Below are 16,982 nucleotides of genomic sequence, written 5' to 3' on the forward strand. Positions count from 1 at the left end.
CATGGCAACCAATCCGCTCGACCACCACGGAGGTGGATCCCATGCCCGCGATCACCGTTGACGACCTCACCGTCCTGCCGCGCCTGAAGACGCCCGGCCTGGGTGACCAGCCGCGCCCGGTCTGGCAGGTGACCACCGCTCCGCAGGGCTACGAGGGGGAGGGCTTCCCGGTGCGGCGCGCGTTCGCCGGCATCGACATGAAGCACCTCGACCCGTTCATCATGATGGACCAGATGGGCGAGGTGGAATACGCGCCCGGTGAGCCCAAGGGGACCCCGTGGCACCCGCACCGGGGCTTCGAGACCGTCACCTACATCATCGACGGCGTCTTCGAGCACCAGGACAGCCACGGCGGTGGCGGCACGATCACCAACGGCGACACCCAGTGGATGACCGCCGGCAGTGGCCTGCTGCACATCGAGACGCCGCCGGAGTGGCTGGTCCAGCAGGGCGGGCTCTTCCACGGCATCCAGCTGTGGGTCAACCTCCCGAAGTCCGACAAGATGAACGATCCCCGCTACCAGGACATCCGCTCCGGTGAGGTCGCGCTGCTGACGAGCGACGACGCCGGCTCGCTGGTCCGGGTCATCGCCGGCAGCGTCGACGGGCACGACGGCCCCGGGTCGACGTACAGCCCGATGTCGCTGGTGCACGCGACGATCGAGCCCGGCGCCCGCCTCGACCTGCCGTGGCAGGTCGACTACAACGCCCTGGTCTACGTCCTCAACGGCTCCGGCACGGTCGGTGCCACGGACGCGCAGCCGGTGCGGATGGGCCAGACCGCGGTGCTCGGCGCGGGTGACTACGTCACGATCACGGCCGACGAGCGGCAGGAGAGCCGCTCGCCCAAGCTGGACGTGATCGTCGTGGGCGGCCAGCCGATCCGTGAGCCGATCGCGTGGGCCGGGCCGTTCGTGATGAACACCAAGGCCGAGGTCATGGCCGCCTACGAGGACTTCCAGAAGGGTCGCTTCGGCCTGCCGATCGGCGGCTGACGCCGGGGGCCGGGCCGCGGGCTCGTAGGGTCGGGCCATGGCCCGGCTGTTCCGTGACGCGTACGGCGTGCCGCACCTGCGTGCGGACTCGGTGACCGACCTGGCGCACGGCCAGGGCCGGGTCACCGCCCACGACCGCGCCTGGCAGCTGGAGTGGCTGCGCCTGCGGGCGACGGGCGGGACGGCGGCGGTCGTCGGCGGCGAGGTGGCGGAGGCGTGGGACGCCTTCGCACGCGGGGCGCGCCTGGAGGAGACCGCGCGGCGCGCGTACGACGGCTGCACGCCCGAGACGCAGGCCTTCACGCGTGCGTACGCCGCCGGCGTCAACGCCGGCCTCGCCGCGTCCGGCCCGGCGGCGGTGCCCGAGCTCGCCCACCTGGGCCAGGTGCCGGGGGAGTGGGAGCCGTGGACCCCGATGGCCACCTTCCTCGCCCAGCAGGTGCTCTTCGGGACGATCGGCTCGCAGCTGTGGGACCGCCTGGCGCGTGAGGTGCTCGGCGACGACGCCCGCCTGCTGAGCCACGAGGGTCCGCAGGCCGCCGGCAGCAACGCCTGGGTCGCCGGGGGAGGGCGCACCGCCTCGGGCTTCCCGCTGATCGGGGGCGACCCGCACCGCAACCTCGAGCAGCCGGGGGTCTACCAGCAGGTGCGCCTCGTGTGCGAGGACCCGGACGACAGCTTCGACGTCCTCGGCTACACCTTCGTCGGCGTGCCGGGCGTCCAGCACTTCGCGCACGCGAGCGAGGTGGCGTGGGCGATCACCAACGCCTGTGCGGACTACCAGGACGTCGTCGAGGACGGCTCGGGACTGCCGCTCGGCAACGGGCTCTCGGTGCGGACGGCGTCCTGGGTGCTCGGCGCGCTCGGGTTCGACGCGCTCCTGCCGCTGCTGCGGGCCCGCACCGTGGACGACGTCGACCGCGCCTTCGACCACTGGGTCGAGCCGGTCAACAACCTCGTGATCGCCGACCGCGGCGGTGCGCTGCGCTACCGGATCGCCGGCCGGGTCCCGGTCCGCGACGACGCCGGGGAGTGGGTCGGCTGGCTCGGCGAGCCGAACCGTGCCGACGCCGGCCCCGACGGCGTCCTCGTCACGGCCAACGAGCGCCGCGGCCCGGAGAGCGCCGCGGTGGGCTCGTCGTTCTCCCCGCCGTACCGCGCCGAGCGGATCCGCGCCCTGCTGGGCGATCGGGTCGGGCTCACCGCGGAGGACTTCGCGGCGATCCACGACGACGCCCTGCTCCCGACCGTCGGCCTCCTGTCCCGGCTCGTGCCCGGCGCGTTCGACGACTTCGACGGCGTGATGGCGGCGGACTCCGCGCCTGCCGCGCGCTTCGCGGCCTGGCGTTCCGCGCTGGTACGACGCCTCGCCGCCGAGCCGGCCCTCGCCGGCCTCCTCGCTCCCGGGCCGGCGCACGACCACGGCCCGCTCTTCGCCTGGTCGATGGATCCCGTGGTGCACCTCGGCCTGGCCCTGCCGACCCTCGCCGCCGAGGCGCTGGCCGGGCGAGCGCCGTTCGGGATCGACCTGCCGGCCCTGGCCCGCGCCGCGCTCGACGACATCGCCGGCGCCGATCTCCCGGCGAGTTGGGGCGAGACCCATGTCGCGCAGCCGACCCATGCGCTCGCCGAGGCCGGCTTCGACGCGGGGATCCCGCTCCTGCCGGTCTCCGGTGACCAGGACGCTGTCCGCACGATGGGCTCGTGGCCGGGCATCACCGACGCGGCGACCCGCGGCGCGGTCGCCCGCTACGTCTGGGACCTGGCCGACCGCGGCGCCGGTGGATGGGTCGTGCCGACCGGTGCGTCAGGCCTGCCCGGGCCGCACCACGCCGACCAGCTGCGTCCGTGGCTCGAGGGCCGGCTCCTGCCGATCGTGACCGACTGGGATCAGCTGGTCGAGGACAGCGCCTTCGCGAAGAACGCCTCCGCGTAGGGGTTGTCGTTGTAGCGCTCGACCCGGTCGTAGCCCGCGCGCTCGTACATCGCGATCGCCTCGAGCAGGGTCCCGTTGGTGTCGAGCACGACCCGCACGTAGCCCTGCGCCCGAGCGAGGTCTTCGAGGTGGCGCAGCATCCGCGACCCGAGGCCGGCGCCTCGCCAGTCGCCGTCGACCCACATCCGCTTGATCTCGGCCGTGCCGTCGCCGGCCGCCGGCAGCGGCCGGATGCCGCCGTAGGCCACCGGCGCCCCGTCGGAGGTCGCGATGACGTACGTCGCCCCGGGCTCCGGCGTGTCCGGCCCGCCGGGGTCGAACCCGCCCGGGAAGCGCTCGTCCAGCTCGGCGAAGTAGCGCCGGGTCGCCTCGCGTGCGGCCGGGTCGTCGCTGGCGACCTCGCGGAGGCGGACCGTGGCCGCCCGCACCAGCAGGTCCGCCGTGGCCAGCGCCCCGGCGAGCCGCTCCTGCTGGCGAGGGGTCAGGGGAGCGACCAGCGAGCCGGCGCGCTCCTCGGAGCGACGCTCCAGGTCGTCGTACGCCTGGCGCCCGGCCGGCGTGAGCTCGACCAGCCGGCGCCGCCGGTCGGCGTCGTCGACGACGGTGGCGACCAGGCCGTCGTCCTCGAGCCGGCGCAGCATCCGCGAGAGGTGGCCCGAGTCGAGGTCGAGGAGCTCGCGCAGGTCGCGCACCCCGACCGGTCCGGTGCTGCCGATCTCGAACAGCAGCCGCGACACGGCGAGGGGGCGGCCGGAGCCGAGGAAGGACTCGTCGAGCACGCCGATGCGCTGCGTGTAGGTGCGGTTGAAGCGGCGCAGGACCTCCGTGAGCATTCTCTGACCTTAGTCAGACAATGTTGCGAGGTGCAACGTCGCTCGGCGGCGTAGTGTGGTGCTCCCTCGTCTCGGAAGACTGGAGCCCGTCATGGTCTGGTTGTACGTCGCCCTCGCACTCGTCGTCGTCCTGGCGGCCGGGTTCCTCTACGACCGCCGTCGCCGTGCGGTCATCCGTGGCGACAGTGCGTCGCGCCACCGCGACCTGGGCCGGGCCGTCGAGCACGACAACAGCGGGCTCGAGCGCCGCATCCGCGGCGGACAGGGACTCTGAGGACGAATGCAGATCGGCCGGGCTCCGAGGAGCCCGGCCGATCTGTCTCGGGGTGAGTAACGGGACTTGAACCCGCGACATCTGCGACCACAACGCAGCGCTCTACCAGCTGAGCTATACCCACCATGACCCCGAAGGGCCGGGCAAGAGTGTAGACGCAGTCCGCTCCGAATCAGGAATCGGTGTCGGGATGTGTCGCGCCGAGCCCGGTGATCGAGCCGCCGTGGCGGGCCGCGGCCTCCTTGGCCGCATCACTGTCCGGGCCGGGGAGCGGGACGAAGACGGTGTCGCGGTAGTAGCGCAGCTCCTCGATGCTCTCCTGGATGTCGGCGAGCGCGCGGTGGTTGCCCCGCTTGGTGGGGGCGTTGAAGTACGCCCGCGGGAACCAGCGCTTGGACAGCTCCTTGATCGAGGAGACGTCGACGATGCGGTAGTGGAGGAAGCCGTCGAGCTCGGCCATGTCGCGCGCGACGAAGCCGCGGTCGGTGGCGACCGAGTTGCCGGCGAGCGCGGGCCGGCTGTCGGGAGCGCAGTGCTCGCGCAGGTAGGCCATCACCTGCTCCTCGGCCTCGCGGAGGGTCACGCCCTTCTCCAGCTCGGCGAGCAGGCCCGAGGTCTCGTGCATGTTCCGGACGAAGTCGATCATCTGGTCGAGCGCCTCGGCGGGGGGCTTGATGATGACGTCGACGCCGTCGCCGAGGACGTTGAGGTCGAAGTCGGTCACCAGGGCCGCGATCTCGATGAGGGCGTCGTTGCGGAGGTCGAGCCCCGTCATCTCGCAGTCGATCCAGACCAGTCGTTCGTTCACGATGGTGCACCCTACGCCTGCTCGCCGACGGCCGTGCGCGTGCTCTCAGGTCCCGCTCAGAGGCGGCCACTACTCTCGGCCGCGTGAACGGAACACTGGCCTGGGTGGGCCTGCTCGCCCGGCTGGTGACCGGAGGTGTGTGGCTCGTCGCGGGCGCGCTCAAGATCACCGAGCCGGACGCGAGCATCAACGCGGTCCGCGCCTACCAGCTGCTGCCGTCGTCGCTCGCGGAGGCGGTCGGGCTGGCGCTGCCGGGCATCGAGGTCGTCATCGGTCTCGCGCTCGTGGTGGGCGTGTTCACCCGCGGCGCGGCGGTGCTGTCCGCGCTGCTGTTCGCGGCGTTCATCATCGGCATCGCGTCGGTGTGGGCGCGGGGGATCGAGATCGACTGCGGCTGCTTCGGCGGTGGCGGCGCCGACCCGGGCGCGTCCTCGGCGTACCCGTGGGAGATCGCGCGCGACGCGGCCCTGCTGGCGGCGTCCGTCCTCGTGGTGTGGGTACGACGAACCCGGCTCGCCCTCGATTCCGTACTGTTCGAACCACGCGCCACCGGCGCTGCTGAAGGAGATGGGAACTGATGGCGTCCGACAACTCGAAGGCCACCGCGCGCGCGCAGAAGGCGGCCGCGGAGCGGGCCGCGCAGGCGAAGCGGGAGGCCCGGCGCCGGATCCTCACCATCGGTGGCGTCGTGCTCGCGATGGTCATCATCATCGGCGGCTCGGTCGCCTTCAGCCTGGTGAAGAAGAACGAGAACGACAAGAAGCTCGAGGACGCCGCCAGCGGCCGCAGCGACTACGGCGTGACGATCGGCCCGGACGACGCGCCCAACAAGGTCGTCATCTACGAGGACTTCCTCTGCCCCTACTGCGGTGAGCTGGAGAAGCGCACGCGCGACGACCTCGCCGAGCTGGCCGCGGACGACAAGGTCCAGGTGGAGTACCGGCCCTTCGACCTGCTCAGCCAGCTCGGTGACTACCCGATCCGGGCCGCGAGCGCCTTCTCCGTGGTGCTCGAGAAGTCCGGCCCGGAGGTGGCCAAGAAGTTCCACGACCTGCTCTACGAGAACCAGCCCTCCGAGAAGGACCCGGGCGCCGTGACCAACGACGACCTGGTCGACCTCGCCGTGGAGGCGGGGGCGAAGGAGGCCGACGTCGCGGACGCGATCCGCAACGTCAGCAACGAGGGCTGGGTGACCGAGGCGACCGCCGAGGCGCAGAAGGCCGGCGTCTCCAGCACGCCGACGATCCTGCTCAACGGCAAGGTGTTCGACGACGGACGCACGGTCGACGACCTCGCCGAGAACCTGATCGCGGCCCTCGACTGACGGTCCTAGGGTGGGTCCGTGCTGAGTTCCTTCATCGCCGGCCTGCCCAAGGCCGAGCTCCATGTCCACCACGTCGGCTCGGCCTCGCCGCGCATCGTCTCCGAGCTCGCCGAGCGCCACCCGGGCACGGTTCCCTCGGACCCCGCCCTGCTGAAGGACTTCTTCGCGTTCCGCGACTTCGCCCACTTCATCGAGGTCTACCTCGCGGTCGTCGACCTGGTCCGCACTCCGGAGGACGTGCGCTACCTGACCTACGAGATCGGCCGCGAGCTCGCTGAGGGCCAGGCCGTCCGGTACGCCGAGCTCACCTGCACGCCGTACACGTCGGTCCTGCCCGACGACCCGGACCGGGGCATGCCGATCGAGGCCTACACGGAGGCGATCGAGGACGCCCGGGTCGCGGCCGAGCGCGACTTCGGCCTGGTGCTGCGCTGGATCTACGACATCCCGGGGGAGTCGGGCCTCCCGGCAGCCGACGCGACGCTGCGCTTCGCGCTCGACCACGCGCCCGAGGGGCTGGTCGCCTTCGGCCTCGGCGGTCCCGAGATCGGCGTGCCGCGCGGGCAGTTCGTCCCGCACTTCGCCGCGGCCCGCGCGGCCGGCCTGCACTCGGTCCCGCACGCCGGCGAGACGACCGGGCCCGAGACCATCTGGACCTCGCTGCGCGACCTCGGCGCCGAGCGGATCGGTCACGGCACGTCGGCGGCCGCGGACCCCGCGCTGCTGGCCTGCCTCGCCGAGAACCGAATCCCCCTGGAGGTCTGCCCGTCGTCCAATGTCGCCACCCGTGCCGTGGCCTCGCTCGCCGAGCACCCGCTGCCGGTGTTCGTGGAGGCCGGCGTCGTGGTGACGATCAACTCCGACGACCCGCCGATGTTCGGGACCACCCTCAACCGGGAGTACGAGATCGCGGCCGACCTCCTCGGCCTCGACGAGGCCGGCGTGGCCGAGCTCGCCCGGGCCGGGGTCGGTGCGTCCTTCGCTCCCGACGACGTGAGGGCCCGGCTGGTCGGCGAGATCGACGGGTACGTCGGGGCGGGGGTCTGAGCCGTGCAGCAGTCACCCTTCGAGCTCTTCAGCATCGACTCCCTCCTGTCGGAGGAGGAGATCGCGATCCGCGACACCGTGCGGTCCTTCGTCGAGGCGAAGGCGCGCCCGCACCTCGCCGACTGGTACGAGTCGGCGTCGATCCCCGCCCGCGACCTGGCCCGTGAGCTCGGCGGGCTGGGCCTGCTCGGCATGCACCTCGAGGGCTACGGCTGCGCCGGCACCAGCGCCACCGCCTACGGCCTGGCCTGCCTCGAACTCGAGGCCGCCGACTCCGGCGTGCGCTCGCTGGTCTCGGTCCAGGGCTCGCTCGCGATGTACGCGATCTGGAAGTGGGGGTCCGACGAGCAGAAGGAGGAGTGGCTGCCGCGGATGGCCGCCGGCGAGGCGATCGGCTGCTTCGGCCTGACCGAGCCCGACTTCGGCTCCAACCCCGCGGGCATGCGCACCCGCGCGGTTCGCGACGGCGACGGCTGGGTGCTGACCGGCAACAAGATGTGGATCACCAACGGCTCCGTCGCCGACGTCGCCGTCGTGTGGGCGCAGACCGACGAGGGCATCCGGGGGTTCGTCGTGCCGACCGACACGCCGGGCTTCAGTGCGCCCGAGATCAAGAAGAAGATGTCGCTGCGCGCGTCGGTGACCTCCGAGCTGGTCCTGGACTCGGTCCGCCTGCCCGGCTCGGCGGTGTTCCCGGAGGTGCGTGGCCTGCGCGGACCGCTCTCCTGCCTGAGCGAGGCCCGCTTCGGCATCGTGTTCGGGGCGCTCGGTGCCGCCCGCGACTGCCTCGAGGTGGCGATCTCCTACGCACGCGAGCGGGAGATCTTCGACAAGCCGCTGGCGTCGTACCAGCTCACGCAGGCGAAGCTGGCCGACATGAGCCTCGAGCTCGGCAAGGGCATGCTGCTGGCCCTGCACCTGGGCCGGCTCAAGGACGCCGGCAGGCTGCATCCCGACCAGGTCAGCCTCGGCAAGCTCAACAACGTCCGCGAGGCCATCGCGATCGCTCGCGAGTGCCGCACCATCCTCGGCGCCGCGGGCATCACGCTGGAGTACCCGATCATGCGCCACGCCAACAACCTGGAGTCCGTGCTGACCTACGAGGGCACCAGCGAGGTGCACCAGCTCGTCATCGGCCGGGCCCTGACCGGCGAGGCCGCCTTCCGCTGAGGGCCCCCGGGAAGGCGTCAGCCCCGCGAGGCTCATACCTCCCGCGGGGCCATCTCCTTTGTACGACGCCGAGGTGACGGGCCGGGGGAGGCGCGCCGTCGTCCGGGTGACACCCGGACGAATCAGCTGCGGACCGCCACGATCGCGAGTCGGGCGGGTGAGCGTGACCGATGGACCACTCTCACCCACCCGACTGCGCGATGGCGCCCCCGGCAGGAGTCGAACCCGCAACCCTCGGAGTAGAAATCCGCTGCGCTATCCATTGCGCCACGGGGGCCGTGGCCTGAGGGTATCGCCCGTCCGCTCGGACGAGCATCTTGGAATATACCCATGGGGGGTATATGTTCCCGAGTCATGAACCCACGCAACGCCATCGCAGCCAGCGCGACCCTGCACTGCCTGACCGGCTGCGCCATCGGTGAGATCGCCGGCCTGATGATCGGTACGGCGGTCGGGCTGTCCAGCGGGCAGACGATCGTCCTGGCGGTGGGGCTGGCCTTCGTGTTCGGCTACCTGCTGTCGTCGCTGCCGCTGGTCGGCGCGGGCATGTCCTTCGGGCGGGCGCTGCGGCTCGTCCTGGCGGCCGACACGATCTCGATCATCGTGATGGAGGTCGTCGACAACGCGGTGATGGCCGCGATCCCCGGCGCGATGGAGGCGGGCCTGGTCGACCCGGTGTTCTGGATCGGCATGATCATCGCCCTCTCGGCGGCGTTCGTCGCGGCCTTCCCCGTCAACCGGTACCTCATCGACCGCGGCAAGGGCCACGCCCTGCACCACGCCCACCACGGTGGCCACGACGGCCACGACGGCGCTGACCACGCCTCGCACGAGGGTCACGCGCCCCACGGAACGGAGCACCACGGATGAACGTCAACACCCTCGCCGCCGGCGTGATCGGCTTCCTGCTCGGCGGGCTCGTCGTGTCGACCGCAGCCTCCCTGGAGGACGACGACGCGGAGCCGGCCCACGGCGTGGACCGACCCGCCGTCGTCAGCGTGCGCTGAGCCCCGCGCCGCAGCGGGCGCGGACCCCCGTCACTCCGGCTTGTGGGCGATGGCGGCGGCCACCGCGTGGTGCACCTCGGGGTGGAACACCGACGGCATGATGAAGCTCGCGTTGAGCTCGTCGTCGCGCACCACGTGGGCGATCGCGTCGGCGGCCCGCAGGCACATCTCGACGGTGACCTCGTGCGCGCGGGCGTCGAGCAGGCCACGGAAGACGCCGGGGAACGCGAGCACGTTGTTGATCTGGTTGGGGAAGTCCGAGCGGCCCGAGGCGACGACGGCGGCGTACTTGGCAGCCTGCGCGGGGTCGACCTCGGGATCGGGGTTCGCCAGCGCGAACACGACCGGGTCGTCCGCCATGGTCGAGATCCACTCGGGCTTGAGGATGCCGGGCGCGCTGACGCCGATGAAGACGTCGGCGCCGACGAGGACGTCCTGCAGGCCGCCGCTGCGACCGTCCTTGTTGGTCAGCGAGGCGAGCTCCCGGTGGGCGGCCGACAGGCCGGCGTCACCGGCGACCAGCGCGCCGTTGCGGTCGACGACCACGACGTCCTGCACGCCGGCGGCCAGCAGCAGCTTGACGATCGCCGTACCGGCGGCGCCCGCGCCCGAGACCACGACCCGGGCGGTCCCGATCTCCTTCTTCACCACGCGCAGCGCGTTGGTGAGCGCGGCGAGCACCACGATCGCCGTACCGTGCTGGTCGTCGTGGAAGACCGGGATGTCGAGGCTCTCGCGCAGGCGGGCCTCGATCTCGAAGCAGCGCGGCGCGGCGATGTCCTCGAGGTTGATGCCGCCGAAGCCGGGCGCGATCAGCTCGACCGCGCGCACGATCTCGTCGGTGTCCTGGGTGTCGAGGCAGATCGGCCACGCATCGATCTCGCCGAAGCGCTTGAACAGCGCCGCCTTGCCCTCCATCACCGGCAGCGCCGCGCCGGGGCCGATGTTGCCGAGGCCCAGGACCGCCGAGCCGTCGGTCACGACGGCGACCGTGTTGCCCTTGATCGTCAGGCGCCGCACGTCGTCGGGGTTCTCGTGGATCGCCATCGAGACCCGCCCCACGCCCGGCGTGTAGGCGAGCGACATGTCGTCACGCGTCTTCAGCGGGACCTTCGAGGCCACCTCGATCTTGCCGCCGAGGTGGATCAGGAAGGTCCGGTCGGAGACCTTGTGCACTTCCACGCCCTCGACCGCGGCGACCGCGGTCTGCAGCTCGGCCGCGTGCTCCGCGTCCGCCGCCGAGCAGGTGACGTCGACCGTGAGCCGGTTGCTGCTCGACTCCGCGACGTCGATCGCCGTCACCATGCCGCCCGCTCCCGCGATGGCGGTCGCGACCTCGCCCACGACGCCGTGGTCGACGGTCGTGTGGAGGCGCATGGTGATGGAGTACGACGAAGCGGTGGCGGTCTTCTTGGGCACGGGTCGAGTGTTGACCCTCGGGAGGGTTACTCGGAAGTCACCGCAACGTAGTGCTCATAGTGTTCACGGGCGGGTCACCCGCGCAGCGCGCCCATCCACTCCTCGATGGCGTCCGGCGTGCGGGGGAGAGCGGCGGAGAGGTTCGCGACCCCGTCGGCGGTGACGACCACGTCGTCCTCGATCCGGATGCCGGTGCCGCGCAGCTCCTCGGGGACGAGCAGGTCGTCGGCCTGGAAGTAGAGGCCCGGCTCGACGGTGAGCACCATCCCCTCGACCAGGTCCGCGTCGCGGTAGGCCTCGGGCGCCGCGTGGCCGCAGTCGTGCACGTCCATGCCGAGCATGTGGCTGACGCCGTGGAGGGTCCAGCGGGCGTAGACCTTCGAGTCGGGCGACAGGGCCTCCTCGACGGGCACGGGCAGCAGGCCGAGGTCGGCGAGCCCGTTGGCGAGCACGACCATCGCCGCATCGTGACCGGCGAGGAACTTCGCGCCCGGGCGCAGCGCCGCGATCGCGGCGTCCTGTGCCTGCAGCACCAGGGTGTAGAGGTCGCGCTGGAGGGTGGTGAACGTGCCGCTCACCGGCAGCGTCCGGGTGATGTCGGCCGTGTAGAGGTTGGGGTTCTCGACGCCCATGTCGAGCAGGATCAGGTCGCCCGGTACGACGGCGCCGGAGTTCTCGATCCAGTGCAGGGTCGTCGCGTGGGAGCCGTTGGCGACGATCGAGTCGTAGCCGATGTCGTTGCCCATCGCCCGCGCCCTGCGGAAGAAGGTGCCCTCGAGCCAGCGCTCACCGTGCTCGAGGACCCGGTCCCACTCGCGGACACTGTCCTCGAAGCCGAGCGTCGTGGCGTCGATCGCCGCCTGCAGCTGCCCGACCTCCCAGTCGTCCTTGACCAGGCGGAGCTCCGAGAGGACCCGCGCGAGCTCGGTGTCGCGTCCCTCGTCGGCGGCGACCAGGCCGTCGACCACGGGAGAGACGCCGCGGTGGACGCGGGTCTTCGTGCCGCTGCCCAGGGCGCCGGGGAGCTCGTCGACGTGGCGCACCTCGATGCCGAGGGCGGCCGACAGCTCGTCGGCCGACGGGCGCTTGCCGGCCCACAGGGCGCCGTACTGCCGGTCACGGAAGAACTCGTCGCTCTCGCGCCCCGCGCGCGGGCGCGCGTAGAGGACGGACGAGCCGTCCGGCTCGACGACCAGCACCGCGTCGGAGGTCTGGTTGCCGCACAGCCAGGTGTGGGCGGTGTCGGGGCGGAAGCGGTAGTCGGTGTCGTAGGCACGCACCTTGTAGCCGCCGCCCGGCAGCACGAGACGCTCGCCCGGGAAGGCCTCGGCGAGACGGCGCCTGCGGTCGACGGACAGGTCGGCCAGCGGGTGGCGCTCGACCTCGGTCGGCCGGTCGTCCCAGCCGGTGCGCATGAAGGCGGCGTAGGCCTCGGGGACCGCCGGGTCGTGCTGCTCGGTCTTGAGCTGCTCGGCCGGCGCGGAAGGGGTGCTCTGGGGGGTGTCCTCGGTCACCTTTCTCACTGTACGCCGCGTCCGGACTTTGCCGATCAGGGGTTGACGGACGCCTCCCGATAGGCTTCCGCCCATGTCAATGGGCCCTCGCAACAGTGTTGCCTTCACGGTCGTCGTGACCGTGGCGGTCACTGTCGGGGCCCTGCTGACCCTGATGGTCCTCGCCCTCTCCGGAGCGCCCGGCACGACCCTGCTCGCCACCGCCCTCGCCGCACTGCCGGTCGGCCCGGTGCTGGCGGCGTACCTCTGGCTCGACCGGTACGAGCCCGAGCCGCGGATCCTGCTCGTCGCGGGCCTGGCGTGGGGCGCCTTCGTGGCCACCATGGCGGCCATCGTCATCCAGGGTGTCGGCGGTCTGTTCGTCACCTTCACCGACACCGCGTCCCTCGCCCTCGCGGCGCCGGTGGTCGAGGAGGCCAGCAAGGGCCTCTTCCTGCTCCTGCTGCTGTGGTGGCGGCGCGCCGAGGTCGACGGGATCCTCGACGGGATCGTCTACGCCGGGATGGTCGGCGTCGGCTTCGCCTTCACCGAGAACATCCTCTACCTGGCGGCGGCCTGGAACGGCACCGACGGGATGGGCCCGGGCGGCTTCGGGGCGGTCACCGGGACCTTCGTGCTGCGCTGCCTGTTCAGCCCGTTCGCGCACCCGCTCTTCACCGCCTTCACCGGCATCGGGATCGGCATCGCCGTGGGCTCGCGCAGCCGGTCGGTCCGTGTGCTGGCCCCGGTCGGCGGGTACCTCGCCGCCGTGCTCGCCCACGGCCTCTGGAACGGCTCCTCGGTCTACGGCTTCGGCGGCTTCGTGGTCGTCTACGCGGTGATCATGCTCCCGGCCTTCATCGGCGTGGTCGCCCTGGCCTGGTGGGCGAGGGAGACCGAGGCGCACGTGCTGCGCATGGCGCTCACCGACGCCGCCGGGCGCGGACTGCTCCCCGCGACCGACATCGGATGGGTGGTGGACCTGCGGGCCCGCCGCGAGGCCCGCCGACACGCACGCCGCGACGGCGGCCCGGCCGCCGAGCGCGCGATGCGCGACTACCAGCAGGCGGCCATCGAGCTCGGCTTCCTGCACCACCGCCTGCTGCGCGGCACCGCACCGCGTGACTGGCAGGCGCGTGGCCAGGACTTTCTCGGTCGCATCCAGGCGGCTCGGCCTCGGATCGCGTTCCCCGGACAGGTGGTACCCCAGCGATGACCCCCGGACACCAGGCACCGACAGGTGCCGACCTCCCCGGCGTGGGCCCCGACGACGGCCGCATGCTGACCGAGGTCGTGCGCCTGCACGGCGCGCTCAAGGCCGCGCCCCTGCCCCTCGACCTCCCCGGCGTGAGCGCGCTGCGCATCGGCCGCGACCACGTCATCGAGCAGCTCGAGGACTACGTCATCCCGCGGCTCACCGAGATCGAGGCGCCGATGCTCGTCGTCGTCGGCGGCTCGACCGGCGCCGGCAAGTCGACGCTGGTCAACACCCTCGTCGGCCACAAGGTCACCACGCCCGGCCTGCTGCGGCCGACCACCAAGTCGCCCGTCCTGGTGCACCACCCCGACGACGCCCGCTGGTTCGGCGCCGACCGCCTCCTGCCGGAGCTGGCCCGGGTGCAGCAGGCGACCGACGACCAGTCCGCGATCCAGCTCGTCGCGAGCCCGCAGGTGCCGCGCGGCCTGGCGATCCTCGACGCGCCCGACGTCGACTCCGTCGACGAGCGCAACCGTGAGCTCGCCGCCCAGCTGCTCGCCGCCGCCGACCTCTGGCTCTTCGTCACCTCGGCGGCCCGCTACTCCGACCAGGTGCCGTGGGACCACCTCAAGGTCGCGGTCGACCGCAACACCGCGGTCGCGCTCGTCCTGAGCCGCACCCCGGCCGACGACGTCGCGACCGTGTCCGTGCACCTCGCCCGGATGATGGCCGCGCGCGGCCTCAAGGACAGCCCGCTGTTCGCGGTGGCGCAGGGCGTCGTCAGCGACGAGGGGCTCCTGCCGACGTCGTACGCGGCGGAGATCCGGGGCTGGCTCGAGGCGCTCGCCGCCGACGCCGCCGCCCGGCGCGAGGTCGTCAACCAGACGGTCGCCGGCGCGGTGCGCACGGTCACCCGCAAGGCGTTCCCGATCGCCGACGCCGCCGGCCTCCAGGTCGCCGCCGTCGGCGACCTGCTCGCCGCCGCCGACAAGGTCTACGACGACGCGCAGGCCGGGCTCGTCGCGGCCGGCTCGGACGGCACCCTCCTGCGCGGCGACCTGCTCGCCCGCTGGCAGGAGTTCGTGGGCAGCGGCGAACTGGTGCGCTCCCTGGAGGCCAAGGTCGGCTTCGTGCGCGAGCGGCTCGTCAACGCGATCAAGGGCAAGCCCCAGCAGGCCGAGCGCGTCGCGGTCTCGATCGAGATGGCCGTCGAGGCACTCGTCGTCGACCACGCCGAGCGGGCCGCCGAGAAGGCTGCGGGGGAGTGGCGTGCCGAGGAGTACGGCGCCGCGCTGCTCGCCTCGACCGACGACGACCTGACCCGCGCCGGCCGCGGCCTGCGCAACCGGGCGACGCAGGAGGTGCGCGGCTGGCTCGACGAGCTCCAGGAGTTCGTCCGTCACGAGGCCGGCGACGCGCGGCACAGCGCCCGCTTCCTCGCCCTCGGCGTGCGGGGACTCTCCGTCGCGCTGGCGGTCGTCGCCCTCGCCGGTGACGAGCCGCAGGGCCAGGCCGCCGAGTCGGTCCGGCTGGGCCGCTCGCTGCTGGACACGATCCTCGGTGCGGGCGCGGCGGGCCGGGTGGTCGACCAGGCCCGCGGCACGCTCGCGCGCCGGCTGACGACCCTGATGGGTGCCGAGCGGGCCCGCTACCTCGCGCCCGCGGCGCAGTGGGAGCTGAAGCCCGATGCGGCCGACCAGCTGCGCCAGGCGGCGCGGCGCGTGGACGACCTGCGGTTCGCCGCGGCGAAGAAGGGAACGGGTGGACACCTGTGACGGATGGTCTCGAGACGGAGGCGACCGGACTGGGCGACCTCGCCACGCGCGGCACGCCCATCGGTGAGCGGGTCGACGGCCTCGGCGACGCCGTGCTGGCGGCGCGGGGCCGGGTGCCCGACGAGCTGCTCGACGAGGTCGCGGCCGCCGCGGACCGGGCCACCGGCCGGCTGAAGCTGTCCGCCCGCCACACCGTGGTCGCGATCGCGGGCGCGACGGGGTCGGGCAAGTCGTCGACGTACAACGCGCTCACCGGCCTCGAGCTGTCGTCGGTGGGCATCCGCCGCCCGACGACCTCGTGGGCGACGGCCGTCGTCTGGGGGAGCCAGGGCGCCGAGGAGCTCCTCGACTGGATCGGCATCCCGCCGCGCCACCAGACCATGCGGGACTCGATGCTCGACACCCGGCGCGAGGACAGCTCGTTCGACGGCGTCGTCCTGCTGGACCTGCCCGACCACGACTCGACCGAGGTCTCCCACCACCTCGAGGTCGACCGGCTCATCGCCGTCGCCGACCTCATGGTGTGGATCCTGGACCCGCAGAAGTACGCCGACGCCGCCGTGCACGACCGCTACTTCAAGCCGATGGCGACCCACCAGGGCGTCATGCTGGTGGCGCTCAACCACATCGACACGGTGCCGCCGGAGCGACGCCAGACCATGGTCGACGACGTCCGCCGCCTGCTCGCCGAGGACGGCCTGCCGGACGTGCAGGTGCTCGGCATCTCGGCCAAGGAGGGCATCGGCATGGCCGAGCTCCGCGCCGAGATCCAGCGCCGGGTTCAGGACAAGCGCAGCACGACCGCCCGGGTCGAGGCCGACATCGCCGCGGCCGCCGGTCGCCTCGAGGCGGCCGCCGGCTCCGCCCCGGTGCGGGAGCTGCCCGCGAAGCGCTTCGATGAGCTCGAGGAGGCGGTGGCCGACGCGGCCGGCGTCTCGGCGGTCGTCGACGGCATCGAGCGAACCCTCGGCAGCCGGGCCCGCGGCGCGGTGACCTGGCCGCCGCTGCTGCTCCTCGGCCGCGGCGGCGGTGACGGCGAGGGGATCGACGCCGATCCGCGGATCGCCCCGCTCGACCGGGCGAGCGTCGACACCGCCGTCCGCGGGCTCGCCGACGAGGCCGGTGACGGCGTGGGCGAGGGCTGGGCCCCGCACGTGCGCGCCGCCGCGACCGGGCACCTGGCCGAGGTGGGCGACCGCCTCGACCGCGAGCTCGGCAAGGTCGACCTCGGCGTCCGGCTCCCGTTCTGGCTCAACCTGGTCCGGCTGCTGCACTGGCTCCTGCTGCTGGCCGCCGTCGGCGGCCTCGGCTGGTGGGGCTACGCCGCCGTCCGCGGTACGACGGACGACCTCCAGCAGGTCGCCGGGTTCCCGCTGCCGGCGGTCGTCGGCGTCGCCGGCCTCGTGCTCGGGATCGTGCTCGCGATCGTCGGGCGCAGCCTGGTCGGCGGCCTGGCCCGCGGGCGTGCCGAGTCCGCCGACGAGCGGCTCCGCGCCGTGGTGCACGAGGTCGTCGATGCCGATGTGGTGCAGCCGGTGAACCGCGAGGTCGCCGCCTACGCGAGCTTCCGCCGCGGGATCGCGGCCGCGCGTCCCTAGCCGCGCGCCCCGCTCGACCGCCACGACGGCCCCTGCTGACCCAGCAGGGGCCGTCGTGCATCCACAACCCGGCACCGTGCGGTGGTTCCTCCACAGGCCGCGGCG

The 16,982-nt window shown here is 72.8% G+C and carries 16 protein-coding genes and 2 tRNA genes; 12 read left to right on the top strand and 6 right to left on the bottom strand.

The window, feature by feature from the left end; genetic code table 11:
- Window positions 1-41: 41 nt before the first annotated feature.
- Window positions 42-995 carry a pirin family protein gene (locus tag AC2YHB_RS18870; protein WP_036540803.1) on the top strand — a complete coding sequence of 318 codons (954 nt, stop codon included), beginning with the start codon at window positions 42-44 and terminating at the stop codon, window positions 993-995.
- A 37-nt stretch (window positions 996-1,032) separates the two neighbouring features.
- Complete coding sequence (locus AC2YHB_RS18875; RefSeq protein ID WP_036540805.1) at window positions 1,033-2,931, top strand: penicillin acylase family protein; 1,899 nt, start codon at window positions 1,033-1,035, stop codon at window positions 2,929-2,931.
- On the opposite strand, the gene AC2YHB_RS18880 is transcribed toward AC2YHB_RS18875, so the two are convergent.
- The gene (locus AC2YHB_RS18880; RefSeq protein WP_036540810.1) at window positions 2,886-3,764 is read right to left on the bottom strand and encodes a helix-turn-helix domain-containing GNAT family N-acetyltransferase; all 879 of its coding nucleotides are present in this window, start codon (window positions 3,762-3,764) and stop codon (window positions 2,886-2,888) included. The genes AC2YHB_RS18875 and AC2YHB_RS18880 overlap by 46 nt on opposite strands.
- Window positions 3,765-3,855: 91 nt before the next feature.
- On the opposite strand from AC2YHB_RS18880, the gene AC2YHB_RS18885 reads away from it, so the two are divergent.
- A complete protein-coding gene (locus AC2YHB_RS18885) occupies window positions 3,856-4,038 on the top strand; it encodes a hypothetical protein (RefSeq protein ID WP_036540813.1) in 183 nt (60 codons plus the stop codon).
- 51 nt (window positions 4,039-4,089) lie between these two features.
- Here AC2YHB_RS18885 and AC2YHB_RS18890 read toward each other — a convergent pair.
- Window positions 4,090-4,162: transfer RNA gene (locus tag AC2YHB_RS18890), tRNA-His, on the bottom strand.
- 48 nt (window positions 4,163-4,210) lie between these two features.
- Complete coding sequence (gene orn, locus AC2YHB_RS18895) at window positions 4,211-4,846, bottom strand: oligoribonuclease (protein ID WP_036540815.1); 636 nt, start codon at window positions 4,844-4,846, stop codon at window positions 4,211-4,213.
- An 83-nt stretch (window positions 4,847-4,929) separates the two neighbouring features.
- Here orn and AC2YHB_RS18900 point away from each other — a divergent pair, with 83 nt between their 5' ends.
- The 4 genes from AC2YHB_RS18900 to AC2YHB_RS18915 are packed head-to-tail and all read left to right on the top strand — an operon-like array spanning window position 4,930 to window position 8,387.
- Window positions 4,930-5,424, top strand: coding sequence for a MauE/DoxX family redox-associated membrane protein (locus AC2YHB_RS18900; RefSeq protein WP_051931390.1), 495 nt, complete (start codon window positions 4,930-4,932; stop codon window positions 5,422-5,424).
- Window positions 5,424-6,170 (top strand): thioredoxin domain-containing protein, encoded by a 747-nt coding sequence (locus AC2YHB_RS18905; protein WP_036540817.1) that lies wholly within the window; start codon window positions 5,424-5,426, stop codon window positions 6,168-6,170. The genes AC2YHB_RS18900 and AC2YHB_RS18905 overlap by 1 nt, the downstream gene beginning before the upstream one ends.
- Window positions 6,171-6,188: 18 nt before the next feature.
- Window positions 6,189-7,217 carry an adenosine deaminase gene (locus tag AC2YHB_RS18910; RefSeq protein ID WP_487354479.1) on the top strand — a complete coding sequence of 343 codons (1,029 nt, stop codon included), beginning with the start codon at window positions 6,189-6,191 and terminating at the stop codon, window positions 7,215-7,217.
- A gap of 3 nt (window positions 7,218-7,220) precedes the next feature.
- Entirely contained in the window at window positions 7,221-8,387 is a 1,167-nt protein-coding gene (locus AC2YHB_RS18915; protein WP_487354480.1) for an acyl-CoA dehydrogenase family protein, read from the top strand.
- A gap of 201 nt (window positions 8,388-8,588) precedes the next feature.
- On the opposite strand, the gene AC2YHB_RS18920 is transcribed toward AC2YHB_RS18915, so the two are convergent.
- Window positions 8,589-8,664 (bottom strand) — tRNA-Arg (locus AC2YHB_RS18920).
- 77 nt (window positions 8,665-8,741) lie between these two features.
- Between AC2YHB_RS18920 and AC2YHB_RS18925 the strand changes: the two genes are divergently transcribed.
- Complete coding sequence (locus AC2YHB_RS18925; protein ID WP_179650240.1) at window positions 8,742-9,257, top strand: DUF4396 domain-containing protein; 516 nt, start codon at window positions 8,742-8,744, stop codon at window positions 9,255-9,257.
- Window positions 9,254-9,394 (top strand): hypothetical protein, encoded by a 141-nt coding sequence (locus AC2YHB_RS18930; RefSeq protein WP_179650242.1) that lies wholly within the window; start codon window positions 9,254-9,256, stop codon window positions 9,392-9,394. The genes AC2YHB_RS18925 and AC2YHB_RS18930 overlap by 4 nt, the downstream gene beginning before the upstream one ends.
- Before the next feature lie 30 nt (window positions 9,395-9,424).
- Here AC2YHB_RS18930 and AC2YHB_RS18935 read toward each other — a convergent pair whose 3' ends face one another.
- A complete protein-coding gene (locus AC2YHB_RS18935; RefSeq protein WP_179652398.1) occupies window positions 9,425-10,771 on the bottom strand; it encodes an NAD-dependent malic enzyme in 1,347 nt (448 codons plus the stop codon).
- A gap of 116 nt (window positions 10,772-10,887) precedes the next feature.
- Complete coding sequence (locus tag AC2YHB_RS18940) at window positions 10,888-12,327, bottom strand: aminopeptidase P family protein (protein ID WP_036540829.1); 1,440 nt, start codon at window positions 12,325-12,327, stop codon at window positions 10,888-10,890.
- Between the two features lie 73 nt (window positions 12,328-12,400).
- Here AC2YHB_RS18940 and AC2YHB_RS18945 point away from each other — a divergent pair, with 73 nt between their 5' ends.
- Genes AC2YHB_RS18945 through AC2YHB_RS18955 form a run of 3 tightly spaced genes read left to right on the top strand, consistent with a single transcriptional unit; the run spans window position 12,401 to window position 16,877 of the window.
- Complete coding sequence (locus tag AC2YHB_RS18945; RefSeq protein WP_036540831.1) at window positions 12,401-13,522, top strand: PrsW family intramembrane metalloprotease; 1,122 nt, start codon at window positions 12,401-12,403, stop codon at window positions 13,520-13,522.
- A complete protein-coding gene (locus AC2YHB_RS18950) occupies window positions 13,519-15,279 on the top strand; it encodes a GTPase domain-containing protein (protein ID WP_242530555.1) in 1,761 nt (586 codons plus the stop codon). The genes AC2YHB_RS18945 and AC2YHB_RS18950 overlap by 4 nt, the downstream gene beginning before the upstream one ends.
- Window positions 15,276-16,877 (top strand): GTPase, encoded by a 1,602-nt coding sequence (locus AC2YHB_RS18955; RefSeq protein ID WP_308645615.1) that lies wholly within the window; start codon window positions 15,276-15,278, stop codon window positions 16,875-16,877. The genes AC2YHB_RS18950 and AC2YHB_RS18955 overlap by 4 nt, the downstream gene beginning before the upstream one ends.
- Window positions 16,878-16,982: the final 105 nt, after the last annotated feature.

The sequence above is a fragment of the Nocardioides sp. SRI_004 genome (assembly GCF_057586415.1).